The sequence below is a fragment of the Salinibacterium sp. NG22 genome (assembly GCF_015864925.1).
In the GTDB taxonomy this organism is placed as follows: domain Bacteria; phylum Actinomycetota; class Actinomycetes; order Actinomycetales; family Microbacteriaceae; genus Rhodoglobus.
This window is the reverse complement of sequence record NZ_JADYWG010000002.1, coordinates 588,019-606,655: the sequence shown is the minus strand read 5'-3', so window position 1 is coordinate 606,655 and position 18,637 is coordinate 588,019. Positions and strand designations below refer to the sequence as shown.

Genomic DNA, 18,637 nt, shown 5'->3' with positions numbered 1-18,637 from the left:
TGCTGAACTGTCGAAAGGAACGTGAGTGAACGCGGACGTACGAGCTGAGCTCCGAGGGAACAACTTTGATGTTGTTCGTCGCCGCAACCTCTCCATCCTTCTCGGCCGAGTGCATGCGCTCGGGGGTATCTCCCGCGCCAAGATGACCCACGAGACAGGGCTCAACCGCTCAACAATCGCCGACCTCGTTGCCGAACTTGTGCAACTGGGGCTCGTCGTTGAAGCCGGTCCCGACCAGACCAGTCTGGTCGGGCGGCCCAGCTCTGTCATCGTTCCGAGCGAACACATCGTCGCCATCACCGTGAACCCGGAGGTGGATGCCGTCACGATAGGGCTCGTAGGGCTCGGTGGTCGCGTCATCCGCCAAGTTCGCTACGACACCGGGCGCCTTCTCAGCGCACGCGAAGCAGTAAACATTTCTGCCGCCGTCATCGCCGGGATGAAGGGTGAGCTCGATTCGAACTACCGCACCGTAGGGATCGGTATCGCCGCTCCTGCCCTGGTGCGGGAGAGCGATGGAGTGTTGGCGCTGGCCCCACACCTGGGCTGGATCGACGAACCCATTGCCGACATGATGCGCGAAGCTACCGGCTACCCCGTTTATGTTGCCAACGATGCGAGTCTCGGTGCCGTAGCCGAGTCGGTGCGTGGTGCCGGCGTTGATGGTCAAGAGCTGATCTATCTCAACGGTGGCGCGAGTGGTATCGGTGGAGGCGTCATCACGGGCGGTGCGCTGATGACCGGTACCACGGGCTACGCCGGAGAAATCGGTCACACTCTCGTCAACACCAACGGTCTTGATTGCCACTGTGGGGCCATCGGATGCCTCGAAACCGAGGTGCGCCAAGAGCCGCTTCTTGAGGCGGTCGGTCTCGACCTCTCGCAGCCCGACCAGCTGGATGCCCTGCTCAAAGAGCGCTACGTCGCCGGCGACCCAGCAGTTGTCGCAGTTGTCGACTACCAGATCAGTTTCCTTGCCCGTGCGCTCGCCAATGTCGTGAATATTTTCAACCCCGAAGTCATCGTGCTCGGCGGGTTTTTGGCGTCGTTGCTTGCGGTGGCCGAAGAGTCACTGACCCGGCAAATGCGACGGTCAGCGTTGGAGGAACCAGGACTCGCAGTGCGTTTTGCGCCGGCGACCTTCGGCGACGAAATCCTCACGCTCGGTGCCGCTGAGCTCGTCTTCTCGCACCTCATTGCGGACCCAGCGGCGACGATGCGGCCCACAGTCGAGCGCTCTCTGCCCGACGCGGAAGCGCATCCGGCGTAATTTACCTCCTGTTTACAGGGCCGGAATCCCCGCGACTAATTCGTGTCAGTGGTTGTGTCAGACTTCTGCGAACACCATGGTTGGCACGCTCGACGGATACATCGGTTCGGTAGGTTCATGCCCAGAAATGATGCTCGGCCCACGCTCGAGTCGCCTCTGCGTGTTCCGAGCATGCGCACCGAGCGATTGGTACTACGCCCGCATCGGTTGGCAGACGCCGAACGGTGGCACGAAATCCAGTCAAGCCCACACGTGCGCCAGTACACGACGTGGCCGCAGCGCACCGCGCGATCCTCCTTGCGGCAGCTGAAATTGAGAACACGGCAAACGCAGATGCGCCGCGTGGATGACGTGCTGGCGTTGGCCATCGAACACGACGGCGAGCTGGTGGGCGAGATCACCCTGCAACTGCGGTCGCTCACGGCCGCTGCGCGGTGTCTTGAGGTGAGCTGGATTGTTCATCCCGCGTATCAGGGCCAAGGAATCGCGTACGAAGCGATGCGTCCCCTGCTCGCCTATATGAGAACCACTATTGAGGCGTTACTGCTCGTGGCGGTCGTGCACCCCGCCAATGCTGCTTCGGTTGCGCTCGCTCACAAACTGCACCTTCACCCTTTGCCGGGCACCGCCGATCGCACGGTATTTGTCGGCAGAAATGGGCCCCTCGCCGCGCTACCGTGAGGGAAGGGAGCGACCGCGCTAGAGGACTCGTTCGCTGGTGCGGCCGGTGCTAACGTGGCAGCCACCGTCGAAGGGAATATCCCGTGTCAAAGAAGACCTATTCACCGGAACAACAAGTCGACCGACTGCGCGTCTACAACGTTGTGGCGGGCAGCTTGCACCTGCTGCAGGCAATCGGCTTTGCGATTGTTCTCACAATGCTCAGCACTCAAGTGCTGTTCGCCGTTACGGCCGACTACTTGGCTGGCCCTCCCGGAGCGCCCATTCCGCCCGAGCGGGTGACCGTTTTTGAGGTCAATATCGGCGTGGGCGTTGTGGCTTTTCTCGCGCTCAGCGCGTTCTTCCACTTTCTGGTTTCGAGCCCGTGGTTCTTCGGGCGCTACAAGAAGGGCCTTCTCGAGAGCCGCAACTACTTCCGGTGGACGGAGTACTCGCTCAGTTCCTCGATCATGATCTGGCTCATTCTCGCGATCAACGGCGTCACCGATATCGCCGCACTATTCGCGGTCTTCGCCGTCAACGCCGCGATGATTCTGTTTGGTGCTCTGCAAGAGAAGTACGAGAAGCCAGGATCGGGCGGGATGCTGCCCTTCATTTTCGGATCGATGGTCGGCGTCGTGCCGTGGATTCTCATCCTTATCTACTTCTTGCGACCGGGAAGCGCGAACGAAGTTGCCGCCCCCAGCTTTGTCGTCGGTATCGTGATTTCGCTCTTCGTATTCTTCAACACGTTCGCGCTCAACCAGTGGCTGCAATACAAGCAAGTGGGAAAATGGAAGAGCTATCTGCAGGGGGAGCGCACCTACATCACGCTCAGCTTGGTCGCGAAGACTGCGCTCGCGTGGCAAGTGTTCTCGGGCGCCATCATCCCGGCACTCACGAGTTAGCGCGCAGAAGGCCTCCAGATTAGTTAGACCACTTGGCGGGGGAACAACGCTGACCGCGCTGGGCCAATAGGGTTAGTCGGGTCGGTTCTACTCACGCTCTGCGTCGACGATTTCAACCACGTGCGTGTGACCCGAACTGATTGTGGATCTGATGATGAATAGTGCTGCCTCTAGCCCCGCGCCGATTGCCGGCCGGCCCGCGAACAGGATGGGGCGAATCGCCGCAGTCCTCGTCGCGTCTGCTCTGGTTGCGGCTGGTTCCGCTATCGCCGCGACCCCGGCCTATGCCTTCCCCGTCTTGATCACTCAGGATGGGATGACGTTTGAGGGCGACGACTTTGACCCGGCTGCTGGTGCAACCGTCACCGCCTACAACCCCACAGCCGCAAGCGGCGGCACCGATGCCGATATCCCTTCGTCAGTCACGATCTCGGGCGACACTTACCCCGTGGTTGCTATTGGTTACGCCGCGTTCCGGGATGAAGGGCTCACGTCGGTCGTTATTCCGAGCAGTGTTAAAGTCATCGGCAACTCCGCGTTTCAAGCCAACTTCTTAGATTCTGCAGTGATCCCCAACTCGGTGACGTCTATCGGCGATTCTGCTTTCAACTACAACAGATTGACAACCGTGACTATCGGGAATTCGGTAGAAACTATCGGAGATGACGCGTTTGAGGACAATGATCTAGAGACGGTGGTGATTCCGGATTCTGTCACCACGATCGGCGAGTACGCGTTTTACGAGAACTCCCTCACGTCGGTGACATTGGGCAGTTCCCTCGTAACGATCGAAGAGTCTGCTTTTGAGGACAATCTGCTCACCTCAATCACTTTTCCCGCGTCTATCGCGGCCATCGGGGCTGGCGCGTTTGAGGGCAACGATTCGCTGTCCGACGTTGTATTTCTTGGCGCCGCTCCCACAATGTTCGTTCCGGCGGGTCTAAACGGGGCCTTAGGCGCGTCTTCGCCAACCCTTGTGCACTACGGCAGTGCCTTCGCTGATCCTGCAGCTGCAGCGGGATTCACTACCCCCACCTGGCAGGGCTACAACGCCGTCCCGAACCCCATCGTGACTTTTGACCTCTCCGGCCGTGGCGTGGCGATCGCACCGAAAGAAGCAGTGTTCCGCACCGCCATTTCGGCCCCGACTGCGCCCACAGCAGCCGGCTATACCTTCGAGGGCTGGTACACGGATGCTGCGCTGACGACTCTTGCCGATTTCTCCACGCTGATCACTGCCGACACCGCGCTGTTCGCCGGTTGGAGTGCGGTCGCTGCAACGGATGCCGAGCCGATGCTGGCGGAAACGGGCAGCTCAGCTCCGCTTCTGCCGATCGGTGCACTGGCAGCGTTGCTTCTCGCCGCCGGAATTGTGTTGCGACGTCGGATGGCCTGACTTGCGCGTTAGTTAAGAAATGCCCCGCAGCGTCAGCTGCGGGGCATTTCTATTTCACGCGAGGTGTGTGGTGTGTGCCGTTCGGGTCGGCCGTCGCGAAACGGTTAGAGGCGAACGATCGCCTTGCCGGTGTTTGCACCGTTCATCATGCCGTTGAAGGCGTCGAGCGCGTTGTCGATGCCATCGGTGATGGTTTCGTCGTAGGCGATCTTGCCTTCGGAGAGCCATCCCTGCATTGCCGCACCGAACTCGGGGGCGAGGTGGAAGTAGCTTCCCATGGTGAAGCCCTTGATGGTCAAGCCACGGGTCACGATGTTTGCACTGTTCTTGATGCCCTCATCCTTGCCATTGATCAAGGACATGACGCCGCAGACTGCCACGCGGCCGCCATCCTTGAATGCTCCGAGGGCTGCCGAGAGGTGCTCGCCACCCACGTTGTCGAAGTAGACGTCGATGCCGTCGGGGGCTGCAGCATCCAGCTGGCCAGCAACGTCGCCATTCTTGTAGTTGAAAGCGGCGTCGTAGCCGTACTTGCTGGTGAGGAGCGCAACCTTCTCATCGGTGCCGGCCGAACCGACGACGCGTGCTGCACCGAGGAGGCGGGCAATCTGGCCAACCATGGTGCCGACTCCACCTGCTGCACCAGAAACGAAGACGGTGTCGCCTTCCTTAATGTGCGCGATCTGGGTGAGTCCGGTCCAGGCGGTGATTCCAGTGATGCCGAGAACGCTGAGGAACAGCGAAGGCGAGATGCCGGGAACGTTCGGGAGCGCCTTGAACTGGCCAGCAGGAGCTTGCGCGATGTCGCGCCATCCGAGCTGGTGCTGAACAAGAGTGCCGACAGGCAGTGATGCGTCGTTCGACTCGATGACTTCACCAACGGCTGCGCCGCCCATGGTCTCGCCGAGGTTGAAGGGGGCAACGTACGAGCGGCCCTCGTTCATGCGACCACGCATGTAGGGGTCAACGGAGAGGAAGGTGTTACGTACGCGAACGTCGCCGTCAGCGAGCTCGGGGAGCTCGATCTGAACCTTCACAACGTTGTCGGTGGTTGGAACGCCGGTGGGGCGTGAGGCGAGCTGCCATTGGGTGCTTGTAACAGTTGTCATGAAAATCTCCTTGAAATTGATGAAGTGTGAAAAGTGGGAAGTGTGTGGTTATGACTTGTCGGCGACGATGCGCTCGGCAACGGCGACGGATGATGCGGGGTTCTGACCGGTGTACAGCGCGCCATCAACGACGACGTACGGGGCGAAAGGCTCTGCTGCCTTCGAGTAGTCGGCACCCAGCTCAACGAGGCGGGTTTCGACGAGCCACTTGACCTTGTCGGCGAGACCACCGAGTTCTTCTTCGGTGTTCGCGAAGCCCGTCATCTTGCGACCCTTGAGGGCCCATTCGCCGGTTGCCTTGTCGTTCGCGGCCAGCAGTGCTGCCGGAGCGTGGCAGAGCACACCGAGTGTCGTGTTCGATTTCACGGCTTCAACAATGAGCTGGCCGGAGTTGTCGTCGACGGCGAGGTCTTCCATGGGGCCGTGGCCTCCGGGGTAGAAGATCACGTCATAGTCACTCGCGTTGACGGCATCCAAGCGGAGCGGATGCTGCAGCACAGACTGGAGGTCGACGATGCGGGCCTCAAAGTCAGCGAGGCGCTCGGCGGAACCGACGCCACCTTCGCTGAGGCTGATCGCATCAAAAGTGGGGGCAACTCCTGCGGGGCTGGCTACCTGAACCTTCCAGCCAGCTTCGGTGAAGATGCGGTATGGCTCAAGGAACTCTTCTGCCCACACGCCGGTGGGGTGCTGTGTTTCGTCAGCGAGCGTCAGGGAGGACGCTGCCGAGAGGACCATCAATACGTTTGTCATGCTGACTCCTTACACAACCATGGTGCTCGTTTCCGAGCCCGTTGGTTTCTTATCAAACCAATTGGTTCGACAGTACGTCGGCGTGTAGGCTAAGTCAAACCAACCGGTTCGATTAGGGGGTGTTTGGTGGTTTCGACAGAAATGCCGCGTGATCAACTCCGCGGCCGCGAAACAAAACAGCGCGTACTCGAGGCAGCTGCGGCTGAATTTGCCGAGTACGGCGTTGCTGGTGCGCGCATTAACCGCATCGCGGAAACGGCGAAGGCGAGCAAGGAACGTATCTACGCCTGGTTTGGCGACAAAGACGCCCTCTTCGACCACGTCATGCAGACCGGGCTCGACCGCCTCGCTCATGCCGTGCCGATCGATGCTGATCTCGTGGAATACACCGTGCGACTGCACAACTACTTCGTCAACGACCAGAGCGCGCAACGTGTCACCATGTGGGCCTGGCTGCACGACGCCGAAACGCTCGGATCATTCTCTGAAGGGCGCGTCGAGGGCTACAAGCACAAGCTCGAAGTGATCGCCGACGCCCAGCAACGAGGGGTCGTCGATTCCTCGTGGAAGCCCGAAGAGCTACTCGCTCTGTTGCTGGCCGTTGCCAGCAACTGGGAGCGCGCACCAGCAGAACTGCGCTCCATCGGATGCCCCGAGTTCGCGGGCAGCGAGAAAGCCCGGTGCGACTCCGTGCGCGAAGCCGCCCGCCGGCTCGTAGAGCCCCACTCCTAGTAGCCCGGCGACGGCATCCGTGGGGTGTCCGGGTTCGTTCGGGATCATCCAAATCGCACGGGGGCAGTGCTCGCAGGGGGTGTACTGAACCCTAACGAATAAACCCGTGAGCACCGACAGGGGCGGCATGACAATACACACCAGCGACGATAAACGAGCTATTTCCGCCATCCTCAGCGAGGCAATGATGCAGGCGGATAGCCGGCTCGTTACCGCATCATGCGTTGCGCCCGACCTGGTCGCGATCATCGAACGCACCGATGTCACTCGCCTCAAGGGAATCAGCAAACTGGAATTCGCTGCCGTCACCTCTGAGCTGCGCCGAGCGCTTACCGCCTATAACGCGGACCACCATGCGATCGCGCTCGAGGTAGCGGAGAAAGCGCGACACCTGAAGAACCACGATCGAGGACGGATGCTCGCTCAGAGCCTGCTTGTGGCTCTTGCTGTGGGCGGATTCTTCGTCGTTCCGTTCGCGATGGTCTTCTCGCTCGTCATTCTTGTCGGAACGTTCGCCATGCGATCGGTGTGGATCGCTCGCCTCGGGGAACGCGCCGAAGCGCTATCCCACGCCTTCGAAGGTCCCGAGGCAGAGCTGCGGGAGAAGCTAGGCACAACCCCCGCGCAGGCGCGACAAACGATGTGGTCGAGCGCGACAGGCCTCTGCGCGCGCGCCGACGCTCTCTATCTCGAGTCGCTCGAACCAGCGCAGCGAGCGTCAGAACTCGCGACGCGCCATCAGGACGCGCAGCGCTGGGCCGATCGTCGGTTCGCGCGGCAGTTCGGGAGCGAGCGATCGCAGGACGAACGGTCGGCGACCTCTCCGGGGCTCAGCGTCGCGTGTTGAGTGCTGGGCCGTCGCGGCGGCTGATTTCGGACAGGCCAAGCCTGCCGAGCAGGTGAATGATGGCGAGAGCCGTGTAGCCGGTGATGAGCTTGTCGGCGAGTGAGATCGAGATGCTGACGGTAAAGACCGACGCCCACAGGCCGTCGCCAATCGCCCGCAGCGTCGCAATAAAGTCGTCACCGGCGTGACCGGCAACGCCTCCAAACACCAGCACGGTGATGGGGACAGCAGTGATCGTGCAGGCGAGCGCGACTAAGACGTTGAGCAGCAAAAAACGTAGCCGGGTCTTATCGAGGTGCCAGAGTCGCACCCCGTAACCCCAGACGAGCGCCCCCACAACATTGACGATCGCGTAGGCGAGGGTCGCGGGCACCGTAGAAAAAACCCCGACGACGTTGGTCGAGAGCCCGACGAGGGCTCCCTGCCAAGGCCCGAGCACGATCGCGACGACTGCGGTTCCGATCATGTCGAGAAAGATGGGCAACTCAAACTTTGAGACCACGCTGCCGCCGAAGAGGTTGAGGCCGACAGCCGCGACCATCAAAACGACGACAAAGGCGAGCCGCGAATCGGAGTTCGAGGTGGGGTTCAGCGGCGCGTTCGGGGTCTGCGCTTTCGCCGTGACGCGAACCGCAAGACAGCGAGTTCGCCAGGCTTCTGCCTCACGGTCGTCGCGGCCAAGGGCGATGACAATTTCGGCCACAAGCTCGGCATTGATGCGGCTTCGTCCGGTGCGGAAGATGTCGAAGACCGTCGAACGAGCGACGCGCGCCGCGGCAGGACTAACGCCGTTTTCCTCACGGCGATGAGCGATGCGCGATGCAAGCTCGGAGTACGACACTTCTCCGGCGGCGATCCGCAGTCGTTGCAGGTCATCCGCTATCTGATCGAGAGAGTCGGCAGGCAAAGACGAGTGATCTCTCCCAGTGCTCACGTCTGCCCCCAGACTCTCGACGCCTGCAATAGGCCCATTCGATTCTGATTGTGCCACAGCGAAACGAGAGAACAGCCCGAGGTAACCCGAACTGGGTGGGGCTACTCGGGTGGACGGCTCGTGCTCGACCGCACGATGAGCTCGTAGTCGATCGGTGAGTTTTCGGGGATCTCGGGATGCTTGCCAGGCACGAGCAGGTTCATCAGGATCTCGACGGCATGCTCGCCCTGAGCCTGCGGGGACTGCGACACCGTGGTGAGCCCGAAGAACTCGGAGAGTTCGTGGCCGTCGATTCCCATGATGGAAATATCGCGCGGCACTACGAGGCCAAGGTCTCTGGCGGCCAAGATGCAGCCGATGGCCATCTCATCCGATGAGGCGAAGATTGCCGTCGGGCGCAGTAGCGGGTTGCCAAGCAGCTGCTTGGCGGCGTGATAGCCACCCTGAATGGTGAAGTCGGCGGTGGCAAAGAACTCTGGTCGTGGCTCAATACCCGCTTCGCGCAGAGCAGCTTCGTAGCCGTGGCGCCGATTCGTGGGGATGTGAAATTCGAGATCGTAGTCTTCAGAGCCACCGATGTGAGCGATCTTGGTGTGGCCGAGCGCCAACAGGTGGCCGGTGGCGAGGCTCGACACGGCGTCGTCATCCAAGGTCAGAGTGCGCACTCCGTCAATGGGGCCACCGACTCCGACCGCTGGCCGGTCGAGGGCATGCAGTCGCTGCACTTCAGTGGGAGAGAGCTTGAGGGAAACAGTAATGATGCCGTCGATGCGCTTGCGTTGCAAGAAGACGTCGAAGACCTTCTCGCGTTCGGCGACGCTGCCCGAAAGGTTGTAGAGAGTGACGTCATAGCCGTGGCGCATCAATGCTTGCTGGGCGCCTTCCACCACGGAGGTGAAGAACCAGCGGGTCAAATACGGCACCATCAGGCCGACGTTTTTGGTGCGACCCGATGCCAAACTCGACGCGCTCGACGAGACGACATAGTCGAGAGCAGCCGCAGCCTCCGTCACTTTGAGACGCGCAGCCGCCGATACGGGGCCATTGCCGCTGAGCGCCCGAGATACGGTCGCGGTGGACACACCAGCGCGCTGAGCAACATCTTCGATGCTAGCCATCAGTTGCCCTCCGTTGGATTCTGACGAGAATGAATGCCGCCCTACAGCGGTCGCGCCGCTGCTGATTCTATCGACCGGCATCCATTCGCGAGAATTCGGTGCCGCGTTGGTCTATGCCCTCAGCCACACTGTCGTGTCTGCCGGCAGTTGATCGTCGGCCAAGGGGCCGCTCGACAGCAGCACGTCGCCGGCCGGGAGAACCACGCCGGTGTCGCCGGTGTTGGCAAAGACACGTACGTCGCCGGTGCGGAAACCGAGCACGGTGTCGGTGCCGGTGTCGAACCATTCGAGCTCGTTGGTTGCCAACTCATGAGCGCGGCGAAGGGCGAGAGCGTTGCGGTACAGCGAGAGTGTCGAGGTGCTGTCGTCGCGTTGGGCGTCGCGGGCGAGAGTTGCCCATTCTGCGGGTTGCGGCAACCACGAGGCATCCGTGGGGCCGAAGCCGTAGGAGGGGGAGTTCGCCTCCCACGGGATTGGAACGCGGCAGCCGTCGCGGCCGTAGCGCTCACCATTGGTGCGGAACCACGTCGGGTCTTGGCGAGCCTCATCGGGGAGGTCGATTACTTCGGGCAGGCCGAGTTCTTCGCCCTGATAGAGGTAGGCACTACCCGGCAGGGCCAGCATGAGGGCGGTCGCGGCGCGGGCACGACGAAGACCCAGCTCGGGAATCGGGAGGCCGGCTGACTTCGGTCCGATGCCGTGACCCTGCGGGTTCTCGGCGGTCAGCGCGAGGCGCGACGCGTGACGGACAACATCGTGGTTCGAGAGCACCCACGTGCTCGGTGCTTCTACGGCAGAAAACGCGCTAATCGACGCATCGATCACGGAGCGCAGCGGGCCGGCAGCCCACGGTGTCTCGAGGTAAGGGAAGTTGAAGGCCTGGTGCATCTCATCCGGACGCACCCACTTGGCCATCTCGGTGAGCGGATCGACCCACGCTTCGGCAGCCAAAATGCGCTCGCCGTCGTAGCTGTTCAGAATTTCGCGCCACTCGCGGTAAATCTCGTGCACGCCATCTTGAGCCCAGAACGGTGCGCGGGATGCGGCAAGCTCGGCGTCGGTCGTGCCGGCCCCGCCCATGCTGCCGCCGGCGACCGGGGGAGTCCAGTCGGGCAGATCGTCGGCTTTGATCATGCCGTGGGCGACATCCACCCGGAAGCCGTCAACGTCGCGGTCGAGCCAGAAGCGAAGGATGTCGGCGAATTGGTCGCGCACCCAGCGGTTCTCCCAGTTGAAATCGGGTTGGGTGGTGTCGAAGAGGTGCAGGTACCACTGACCGAGCGTGCCATCGGGGTTCGTTGCGCGGGTCCACGCATCGCCACCGAATACCGACTGCCAATTGTTGGGTGGCAGCTCACCGTTGTCGCCGAGACCGTCGCGGAACATGTACCGGTCGCGCTCGGGGCTGCCGGGCTCGGCGGCAAGCGCGGCCTGGAACCACCGGTGGTCGCTTGAGGAGTGATTGGGCACGAGGTCGACGATGACCCGCAGTCCCAGCTCGTGGGCGCGACTCGTCATGGAGTCGAAGTCGTCGAGCGTGCCGAACAGGGGGTCGACGTCGCAGTAGTCAGCAACGTCGTAGCCGGCGTCGCGCTGGGGCGAGGTGTAAAACGGCGAAAGCCAGACGGCGTCGATGCCGAGCTCAGCTAACTCGGGAAGGCGGTCGCGGATGCCGAGCAAATCGCCCATCCCATCGCCGTTTGCGTCGGCAAATGACCGCGGGTAGATCTGGTAAATAACGGCGGAGCGCCACCATTCGGTGTCCTGAAGCACGGAAGTCATAGCCGCCACACTATCGCCATCGGCACTAAAAGCTAAGCGCTTCCACATTGTTCTTCCCATTTCTCTTGCCGTAAATGCTGAAAATTTTCGAACAGGCTGTTGCCGAACCCCGCCTATAGGAGGTATACATGGAAGCGCTTGCAGTTTGCAATGCTTTCACTGACGAAAGGCAGCACCAATGAGGGTGAACAACAAAGGACTGTGGGCCGTAGGCGCACTCACAGTTACTGCATCGCTAGTACTGACCGGATGCACAGCAGCATCCGACACAGCAGATAACAGCGCCGGAACCGGCGAAGCACTCACCGTGTGGGTCGACGCCGACCGCGCAGCCGTGCTCAAAGACGCCGCAGCAGACTTCACTGCCGAGACCGGTGTCGAGGTCAAGCTTGTACAAAAAGAATTCGGTGACATTCGCGACCAGTTCATCGCCCAAGTACCCACCGGAAAGGGTCCCGACGTTGTCATCGGCGCCCACGACTGGCTCGGAACCTTCGTGACCAACGGTGTCGTTGCTCCCGTCGAACTCGGCGACAAAGCGGATGCCTTCCAAGACGTCGGAATCACCGCCATGAGCTACGAAGGCCAGGTCTACGGCGTTCCCTACTCGATCGAAAACATCGCTCTCGTACGCAACACGGCCCTCGCGCCGAGCACCCCAGCGACCTTCGACGAGATGGTCACGATGGGCGAAGCAGCCGGAACCGAATACCCGTTCTTGGTAGGGCTCGACCCTGAAGCGGCCGACCCGTACCACCTGTACCCCTTCCAGACCTCGTTCGGTGCACCCGTCTTCGGCACCGCCGCTGACGGAAGCTACGACGCCGACGCTCTCGAAATCGGCAACGACGGTGGCGACAAGTTCGCGGCGTGGCTCGGTGAACAGGGCGCTGCAGGCGTACTCAACACCAACATCACTGGCGACCTCGCCAAGGAAAAGTTCATCGCCGGAGAATCGCCCTTCTACCTGACCGGACCGTGGAACGTGCCCGCCGCCGTCGAAGCAGGCATCGACGTTGCGATCGACCCGATCCCCTCCGCCGGTGGCGAAACCGCACAACCATTCGTGGGAGTGCAGGGCTTCTTCGTCAGTTCTAAGAGCGAGAATGCGCTCGCCGCAAACGAGTTCATCGTGAACTACATGGGCAGCGAAGAAGTGCAGACCGCACTGTTTGAAGTTGGCGGACGCGCACCAGCGCTCACGGCATCCTTCGAAGCAGCAAGTGCTGACCCGATCGTTGCCGGATTCGGTTCCGTCGGAGAAAACGCTGTTCCCATGCCGTCGATCCCCGCAATGGGAGCCGTCTGGGAGTTCTGGGGTGTCACCGAAGCCGCCATCATCAACGGCGGCGACGCAACGTCGCTCTGGCAGAAGATGTCAGGCGACATCGAAACCGCTATCGCCGGATAGCTCACGGTGGCCGCCCGTCTGCATGCGGGCGGCCACTTCCTTACAGCACCACCGAGCCGGGACTGCGTTCTCAGAACGCAGTCCCGGTTCGCACCGCTCGACTGACCTGCACGCCTTCAATGGAGAATCCCCGTGACGACAACCCCCGAGACTGATCCCGGCCCCATCCGGCAGTCAGCCCGCGCGAAACGTGCGACCAGAATTGCGGATGCCGCAGCCGGTGGCTGGAAAATTGTCGCCGTCAAGATCTTGGGTCTCGGTGTCGTTGACGCGATCGCGATCTACGCGCTGTTTGTGCTCGTGCGCAGCGAATCGTGGCTCGTGGCTGGACTCGTCGTTGCGGTCACGCTGCTCGTCAACTGGATCTACTTCTCCCGCGGCAAGCTGCCCGCCAAGTACCTCGCGCCGGGCCTGATCTTTCTCGCGATCTTCCAAATTTTCGTCTTGCTCTACTCGGGCTACATCGCGTTCACGAACTACGGAACCGGCCACAATTCCACAAAAGCGGATGCCGTCAATTCGCTGCTGCTGTCATCGCAGAACCGCGTCGCCGATTCGCCAAACTACCGTCTGACGGTGCTTGAGCAATTGGGCGAAATCTCCTTCCTCGTCACCGAACCCGATGGCAGTGTGAGCATTGGCGGAAACGAACGGCCACTCAAAGAGGTGCAGAACGCCCAGCTTGAGGGAGGCGTCGCGGTTGGTCTTGATGGGTACACGAGTCTTGGCTTCCAAGACATCCTCGGCAAGCAGACCGAGATCGCCGCCATCAGCGTCCCACTGACCGACGATCCCAACGACGGAATGTTGCGCACCCCCGACGGGTCGAGCGCCTTCCTCTACACTTCGTCGCTCGATTACGACGAAGCCGCCGGCACCATGCGCGACAAGAATTCCGGCATCACGTACTCCGATATCGGCACCGGTGCCTTCACCTCGGATGCCGGCCAAGAGCTGCTGCCGGGATGGAAAATTGAGGTCGGGCTCGACAACTTCGTTCGCGCGTTCACTGAGGACTCCATCCGCGGTCCGCTGATTAGTGTGACGGTGTGGACCTTCGCGTTCGCGTTCCTCTCGGTGTTCACGACCTTCGCGCTCGGACTGTTCTTGGCGATTGTGTTCAATGACAAGCGGATGAAGAGTCGCAAGTACTACCGGATCATCATGATCTTGCCGTACGCCTTCCCTGGCTTCCTGTCGGCACTGGTGTGGGCCGGAATGATGAACCAGGAGTTCGGCTTCATCAACGTGGTGCTGCTCGGCGGGGCCGAAGTGCCGTGGCTCACGAACGAGTGGCTGGCCAAAGGTTCGATACTGTTCGTGAACCTGTGGCTCGGTTTTCCGTACATGTTCTTGGTGACGACGGGGGCGCTGCAGGCCATCCCTGAAGAGCTCACCGAAGCTGCGACAGTGGATGGCGCGAAGCCGTGGGCCATCTTTAGATTCGTGAAGCTGCCCCTGTTGTTGGTCTCGGTTGCGCCGCTGTTGATCTCGTCGTTTGCGTTCAACTTCAACAACTTCAACCTCATTTACATGCTCACCAATGGTGGGCCACGCGATGTCTCCGCTGGGGTGAATGTTGGTGCCACGGACATCCTGATTTCGATGGTCTACAAGGTCGCCTTCGTGGGAGCCAACCGCGATTACGGGCTCGCGAGCGCGTTCGCGATCATCATCTTCATTCTGGTGGCGGGCATCGCCATCATCAGTTTCCGTCGCACCAAGTCGCTTGAGGAGTTGAACTGAGATGACTGCAACAACTCAGAAGCAGAACCCGGATGCCGACGTGCGCTCGGACGTAGTCGTCGGTCACCCGAGGCGGCCCTTCAAGCGCTACTTCCGCGAGACCGGCTGGCGTCACCTCATCGGAATCGCCATGTCGATCTTCGCGGCGTTCCCGTTGCTCTACGTGTTTAGTGCGTCGCTGAACCCCGGCGGCACCCTCGTGACCGCCAACTCGCTGTTCTCGAACTTCAGCTTCGAGAGCTACGTCGATCTCTTCAACCGCCCGCAACAGCCCTATGCGGCGTGGTTCGGCAACACCCTGTTGATCGGCGGTATCTCCTCGCTCGGCACTGTCTTCCTCGGCGCGCTCGCGGCATATGCCTTTTCGCGCATGCGGTTCATTGGCCGTCGGGTCGGGCTGCTTACTCTGCTGCTTGTTCAGATGTTTCCGCAGTTGCTCGCGGTCGTCGCGATCTTCTTGCTGCTCTCCGGCATCTCCGAGATCTTCCCCGCGATCGGGCTCAACAGCCAGATCGGGCTCATCATGGTCTACCTCGGCGGCGCGCTCGGAGTGAACACCTACCTGATGTACGGGTTCTTTAACACCGTGCCGTCATCCATTGACGAGGCGGCGAAGATCGATGGCGCAGGTCATGCGCGCATCTTCTTCACGATCATCCTGCGCCTCGTTGCTCCCATCTTGGCGGTCGTCGGTCTGCTCTCGTTTGTGGGCACAACGAGCGAGTTCGTGATCGCGAGCATCGTGCTGATCGACCCTGACAAGCAGACCCTCGCGGTAGGGCTGTACCAATTCGTGTCGCAAGAGTTCTCGCGCAACTGGAGCATTTTCGCCGCCGGCGCCGTGCTCGCCGCCATCCCCGTGATGACCCTGTTCTTGTTCCTGCAGAAATACATCGTCGGTGGTCTCACCGCAGGAAGCGTGAAGTAATGGATGCCCTTCTCCCGCACCACGATGGCTCGGCGTTGCACGTCTCCACCCAGACTCCCGCGCTCGGCGACACCGTCACGCTGCGTCTTCGGGTGCCGGTCGGCTACGGCCCGCTGAAAGCAGTGCGGGTGCGCGAGAATCCCGACCACGAACCACGCTGGACGGATGCTCGCTTCACCGGAACCGCGGCCGGTTGGGACTGGTGGCAGGCCGACATCGTGGTCGAGAACCCGCGGCATGGCTACCGCTGGTTGCTTGTGCACGAGGCTGGGGCGCCAGCCGATACGGTCGAGATGAAACCTCGTCACGCCACCTCTGGTCGGGCTAACGCAGGACACGGCAATGCCGGCCGCATCGAGTGGCTCAACCAGAGCGGGCTTCACCCGATCGAAACGCTCGACTCCGAAGACTTTGCGCTGCTCGCGACCCCGGCTGCTCCCAAGTGGTTGGCGGAGACGGTGATGTACCAGGTGTTCCCCGATCGCTTCGCCCGATCATCCGCCGCCGACTCTCACGCCAAGCCCGAGTGGGCGATTGCCGCGCGCTGGAGCGAGCCGGTTGACCCGGTGCTGCCCGGCCGCTCGCAGCAGTTCTATGGGGGAGACCTCGACGGCATCACCGAGCACCTCGATCACCTGACCGCGCTCGGTGTGACGATGCTGTATCTCACGCCAATCTTTCCTGCCCGTTCGAACCATCGCTATGACGCGTCGAGCTTCGTGGATGTCGATGAACTCTTGGGCGGGCGCGAAGCTCTGATCCGTTTGGTGGGCCAGGCCCACGCGCGCGGCCTCAAGGTCATTGGCGATCTCACGACGAATCACTCGGGTGACGCGCACGAATGGTTCCAAGCAGCGCTTGGAAAACCGGAGGCGCCCGAGGGGGACTTCTACTACTTCACGAACGACGAGCACACCGAGTACGTGGGCTGGCTGGGCACGCCGAGCCTGCCGAAGTTCAACTGGAACTCGATCGAACTGCGTCGCCGTTTCATTGAGGGCGACGATTCGGTGGTCGCGCACTGGCTGAAAGAGCCCTACAACTTCGACGGTTGGCGCGTGGATGTCGCGAACATGACCGGGCGGATGGGGGCCGAGGACCTCAACGAGGAGGTGCGGCAGATCATCCGTCGCACCATGGAAGACGTGAACCCGGACACGGTGCTGTTGGCGGAGTCGACGAACGATGCCGCGAGTGACCTGCAGGGCGATGCGTGGAATGGCGCAATGACGTACCCCTCGTTCACGCGGCCGGTGTGGGGCTGGCTCACCGAACCCGGTGACACCTCGCACGTGACCGCGGATGGTTCGGTCGACCCCGAGGCGTGGTTCTTCGGGCAGCCCATCGGCGGCATCCCGAACTACAGTGCGCGCGACTTTGCAGAGATGACGGTGCGGTTCACGGCCAGCATTCCGTGGCGCATCCGGCTGGGCAACATGAACGCGCTCGACACTCACGACACCGCGCGGTTCCGTACCCATGCGCCTGCCGAGAACGTTCCGCTCGCTCTCGCACTCTCCGTAACGCTGCCCGGAGTGCCCGTCGTCTTCGCGGGCGACGAGTTCGGCCTCAGCGGCGACGACGGCGAAATGTCGCGCACGCCCATCCCGTGGGGAACCGAAACCGACGCTGCCGTTGCGCCGACTCTCGACGTTTATCGCCAGCTAATCGCGCTGCGGCGTGAGCTGCCGACGCTCTCGCACGGCGGTCTGCGCTGGCTGCACGTTGCCGATGACGCGCTCGTCTTCGTTCGCGAAGATGCCGCCGCCACGGTGCTCGTGGTCGTCGCGCGCTCGCCGCTGACCGTGACGCTGCGGCCGGCGGCAATCGCGACATCCGGTCTGGCTGCGGATGTCGCAGCTCCCACGCTCCTCTCCGGCAACGCGACTCTGACATCCGCCGCCGCCGGGCTCACGCTCTCGGCGGCCGCCCGCACTTGCGCGATCTGGACTCTGCCCGGGGTCGAGCAGCCCGCCACTTCGGCAGCAGGATAAGCGTTCCCGGTAAGAGCTTCCTAGGGTGTTGGCGGGAGGGCGCGCGCCTCTTCGTCAGCACCAAGCCCGGATGCGCGAGGTCGGTCTCTGCCGCGTGAAAGCTCATCGTCGAGGGTTCGCGTGATTGTTTCGCGAAGGGGGCGAAGCTTTCCGCCAGATGCTCGGTAGCGTGCGTTGTTGCGTTGGGCGAAGCCTGCATCGATCGCAGGGATCCAGAGCGGGAGTGATCGGGGCCCGGCCCAGTACCGGATGTCGTGTTCGGTGAGCCATGCATCATCGCGTTGTTCGAAACTCCCGTCGAATTCAGCAACGTCAGCGGTGAGTTCGAGGAACTCTTCGAGCGGGAGCGCGTCGCCGACGGCGTTGATCGTTTCGTTAGTCCCCGCGATCCCGGCCTGCACGATCCACGCGGCAAGGTCATCGACGTCGATCACTTGCACCCAGCGGTCTGCAAAGGTCGGGGTGAGAACGCGACCTCCACGGTGGAGTCGTGCCGGCCAGTAGCCGAAGCGGTCGGTGGGATCGCCGGGGCCGACGATCAGCCCGGGCCGTGCGATGAGGAGTCTTTCGCCGCGGTGGCGGGCGCTCGCTCTCTCGGCGGCCACCTTCGCCTGCGCGTAGTCGTCCATATCAACGGGCTCCACAATGTCGGCGCTCTCGTCAGCACCCGGCTCATCGTTGCGTTCATAGACGGATACCGTCGACACGAAGGTCCAATGAGTGGCCTGTGCCGCCAGCGACTGCAACGCCGACTCCACTTGCGCTGGGTCTCTCGAGAGCTCGATGACGGCATCCCAGTGGCCGCGAACCTCGTCATAGGCGCTGGGTCGGGTGCGATCGGCACGGATGAGGTGAGCACCTTCAGGTGCCGCACCAGATTCTCCGCGGGCCAGGCACGTAACGTCTGCCCCACTCTGCCTGGCGATGTGCGCGATTGCTCGGCCCAGCCATCCAGTTCCACCAAGAATCAACACTCGTCTCATGAGCCTATGCAACAGCACCGGTGAGAGTATTTCTACCGTGTTCGCCGCCGGCAGATGCACGAAACC

At 62.0% G+C, this 18,637-nt stretch carries 16 protein-coding genes; 10 read left to right on the top strand and 6 right to left on the bottom strand.

What is annotated here, in order from left to right; translation table 11 throughout:
* Nucleotides 1-25: 25 nt before the first annotated feature.
* The 4 genes from I6E81_RS12415 to I6E81_RS12400 all read left to right on the top strand — a co-directional run bounded on the left by I6E81_RS12415 (nucleotide 26) and on the right by I6E81_RS12400 (nucleotide 4,234).
* Nucleotides 26-1,270, top strand: a complete 1,245-nt coding sequence (locus I6E81_RS12415) for an ROK family protein (RefSeq protein WP_307783961.1) — start codon at nucleotides 26-28, stop codon at nucleotides 1,268-1,270.
* A gap of 117 nt (nucleotides 1,271-1,387) precedes the next feature.
* Nucleotides 1,388-1,951 carry a GNAT family N-acetyltransferase gene (locus I6E81_RS12410; RefSeq protein WP_197108220.1) on the top strand — a complete coding sequence of 188 codons (564 nt, stop codon included), beginning with the start codon at nucleotides 1,388-1,390 and terminating at the stop codon, nucleotides 1,949-1,951.
* An 83-nt stretch (nucleotides 1,952-2,034) separates the two neighbouring features.
* Nucleotides 2,035-2,838 carry a heliorhodopsin HeR gene (gene heR / locus I6E81_RS12405; protein WP_197108218.1) on the top strand — a complete coding sequence of 268 codons (804 nt, stop codon included), beginning with the start codon at nucleotides 2,035-2,037 and terminating at the stop codon, nucleotides 2,836-2,838.
* A gap of 151 nt (nucleotides 2,839-2,989) precedes the next feature.
* Nucleotides 2,990-4,234 carry a leucine-rich repeat protein gene (locus I6E81_RS12400; protein ID WP_197108210.1) on the top strand — a complete coding sequence of 415 codons (1,245 nt, stop codon included), beginning with the start codon at nucleotides 2,990-2,992 and terminating at the stop codon, nucleotides 4,232-4,234.
* A gap of 104 nt (nucleotides 4,235-4,338) precedes the next feature.
* Here the strand turns inward: I6E81_RS12400 and I6E81_RS12395 are convergent, their stop codons facing one another.
* A complete protein-coding gene (locus I6E81_RS12395; protein ID WP_197108208.1) occupies nucleotides 4,339-5,343 on the bottom strand; it encodes an NADP-dependent oxidoreductase in 1,005 nt (334 codons plus the stop codon).
* Between the two features lie 48 nt (nucleotides 5,344-5,391).
* Nucleotides 5,392-6,096 carry a type 1 glutamine amidotransferase domain-containing protein gene (locus I6E81_RS12390; RefSeq protein WP_197108206.1) on the bottom strand — a complete coding sequence of 235 codons (705 nt, stop codon included), beginning with the start codon at nucleotides 6,094-6,096 and terminating at the stop codon, nucleotides 5,392-5,394.
* A 126-nt stretch (nucleotides 6,097-6,222) separates the two neighbouring features.
* On the opposite strand from I6E81_RS12390, the gene I6E81_RS12385 reads away from it, so the two are divergent.
* Together I6E81_RS12385 and I6E81_RS12380 are read left to right on the top strand one after the other, a co-directional pair.
* Entirely contained in the window at nucleotides 6,223-6,828 is a 606-nt protein-coding gene (locus tag I6E81_RS12385; RefSeq protein WP_197108203.1) for a TetR/AcrR family transcriptional regulator, read from the top strand.
* Nucleotides 6,829-6,955: 127 nt separating this feature from the next.
* Nucleotides 6,956-7,675: a hypothetical protein gene (locus tag I6E81_RS12380; RefSeq protein ID WP_197108201.1), complete on the top strand. Its 720-nt coding sequence runs from the start codon at nucleotides 6,956-6,958 to the stop codon at nucleotides 7,673-7,675.
* Here I6E81_RS12380 and I6E81_RS12375 read toward each other — a convergent pair.
* The 3 genes from I6E81_RS12375 to I6E81_RS12365 form a co-directional block, all read right to left on the bottom strand.
* Complete coding sequence (locus I6E81_RS12375; protein WP_197108199.1) at nucleotides 7,659-8,609, bottom strand: ECF transporter S component; 951 nt, start codon at nucleotides 8,607-8,609, stop codon at nucleotides 7,659-7,661. The genes I6E81_RS12380 and I6E81_RS12375 overlap by 17 nt on opposite strands.
* A 101-nt stretch (nucleotides 8,610-8,710) precedes the next feature.
* A complete protein-coding gene (locus I6E81_RS12370; RefSeq protein WP_197108197.1) occupies nucleotides 8,711-9,727 on the bottom strand; it encodes a LacI family DNA-binding transcriptional regulator in 1,017 nt (338 codons plus the stop codon).
* Between the two features lie 111 nt (nucleotides 9,728-9,838).
* Nucleotides 9,839-11,509 carry a glycoside hydrolase family 13 protein gene (locus I6E81_RS12365; RefSeq protein WP_231604168.1) on the bottom strand — a complete coding sequence of 557 codons (1,671 nt, stop codon included), beginning with the start codon at nucleotides 11,507-11,509 and terminating at the stop codon, nucleotides 9,839-9,841.
* A gap of 178 nt (nucleotides 11,510-11,687) precedes the next feature.
* On the opposite strand from I6E81_RS12365, the gene I6E81_RS12360 reads away from it, so the two are divergent.
* The 4 genes from I6E81_RS12360 (at nucleotide 11,688) to I6E81_RS12345 (ending at nucleotide 17,588) form a co-directional block, all read left to right on the top strand.
* Nucleotides 11,688-12,920 carry a maltose ABC transporter substrate-binding protein gene (locus I6E81_RS12360; protein WP_197108193.1) on the top strand — a complete coding sequence of 411 codons (1,233 nt, stop codon included), beginning with the start codon at nucleotides 11,688-11,690 and terminating at the stop codon, nucleotides 12,918-12,920.
* Between the two features lie 132 nt (nucleotides 12,921-13,052).
* Nucleotides 13,053-14,666, top strand: coding sequence for an ABC transporter permease subunit (locus tag I6E81_RS12355; RefSeq protein ID WP_197108191.1), 1,614 nt, complete (start codon nucleotides 13,053-13,055; stop codon nucleotides 14,664-14,666).
* A 1-nt stretch (nucleotide 14,667) separates the two neighbouring features.
* Nucleotides 14,668-15,594: a sugar ABC transporter permease gene (locus I6E81_RS12350; protein WP_197108189.1), complete on the top strand. Its 927-nt coding sequence runs from the start codon at nucleotides 14,668-14,670 to the stop codon at nucleotides 15,592-15,594.
* Entirely contained in the window at nucleotides 15,594-17,588 is a 1,995-nt protein-coding gene (locus tag I6E81_RS12345; protein ID WP_197108187.1) for a glycoside hydrolase family 13 protein, read from the top strand. The genes I6E81_RS12350 and I6E81_RS12345 overlap by 1 nt, the downstream gene beginning before the upstream one ends.
* Nucleotides 17,589-17,608: 20 nt before the next feature.
* On the opposite strand, the gene I6E81_RS12340 is transcribed toward I6E81_RS12345, so the two are convergent.
* Nucleotides 17,609-18,571, bottom strand: a complete 963-nt coding sequence (locus I6E81_RS12340) for an NAD-dependent epimerase/dehydratase family protein (protein WP_197108185.1) — start codon at nucleotides 18,569-18,571, stop codon at nucleotides 17,609-17,611.
* Nucleotides 18,572-18,637 lie beyond the last annotated feature (66 nt).

What these genes read in the sequence shown, in the direction of transcription:
- I6E81_RS12380 (WP_197108201.1), top strand. Translation starts at nt 6,956, where the DNA reads ATGACAATACACACCAGCGACGATAAACGAGCTATTTCCGCCATCCTC.
- I6E81_RS12345 (WP_197108187.1), top strand. Translation starts at nt 15,594, where the DNA reads ATGGATGCCCTTCTCCCGCACCACGATGGCTCGGCGTTGCACGTCTCC.
- I6E81_RS12350 (WP_197108189.1), top strand. Translation starts at nt 14,668, where the DNA reads ATGACTGCAACAACTCAGAAGCAGAACCCGGATGCCGACGTGCGCTCG.
- I6E81_RS12340 (WP_197108185.1), bottom strand. Translation starts at nt 18,571, where the DNA reads ATGAGACGAGTGTTGATTCTTGGTGGAACTGGATGGCTGGGCCGAGCA.
- I6E81_RS12370 (WP_197108197.1), bottom strand. Translation starts at nt 9,727, where the DNA reads ATGGCTAGCATCGAAGATGTTGCTCAGCGCGCTGGTGTGTCCACCGCG.
- I6E81_RS12365 (WP_231604168.1), bottom strand. Translation starts at nt 11,509, where the DNA reads ATGACTTCCGTGCTTCAGGACACCGAATGGTGGCGCTCCGCCGTTATT.
- I6E81_RS12390 (WP_197108206.1), bottom strand. Translation starts at nt 6,096, where the DNA reads ATGACAAACGTATTGATGGTCCTCTCGGCAGCGTCCTCCCTGACGCTC.
- I6E81_RS12360 (WP_197108193.1), top strand. Translation starts at nt 11,688, where the DNA reads ATGAGGGTGAACAACAAAGGACTGTGGGCCGTAGGCGCACTCACAGTT.
- I6E81_RS12410 (WP_197108220.1), top strand. Translation starts at nt 1,388, where the DNA reads ATGCCCAGAAATGATGCTCGGCCCACGCTCGAGTCGCCTCTGCGTGTT.
- I6E81_RS12395 (WP_197108208.1), bottom strand. Translation starts at nt 5,343, where the DNA reads ATGACAACTGTTACAAGCACCCAATGGCAGCTCGCCTCACGCCCCACC.
- I6E81_RS12400 (WP_197108210.1), top strand. Translation starts at nt 2,990, where the DNA reads ATGATGAATAGTGCTGCCTCTAGCCCCGCGCCGATTGCCGGCCGGCCC.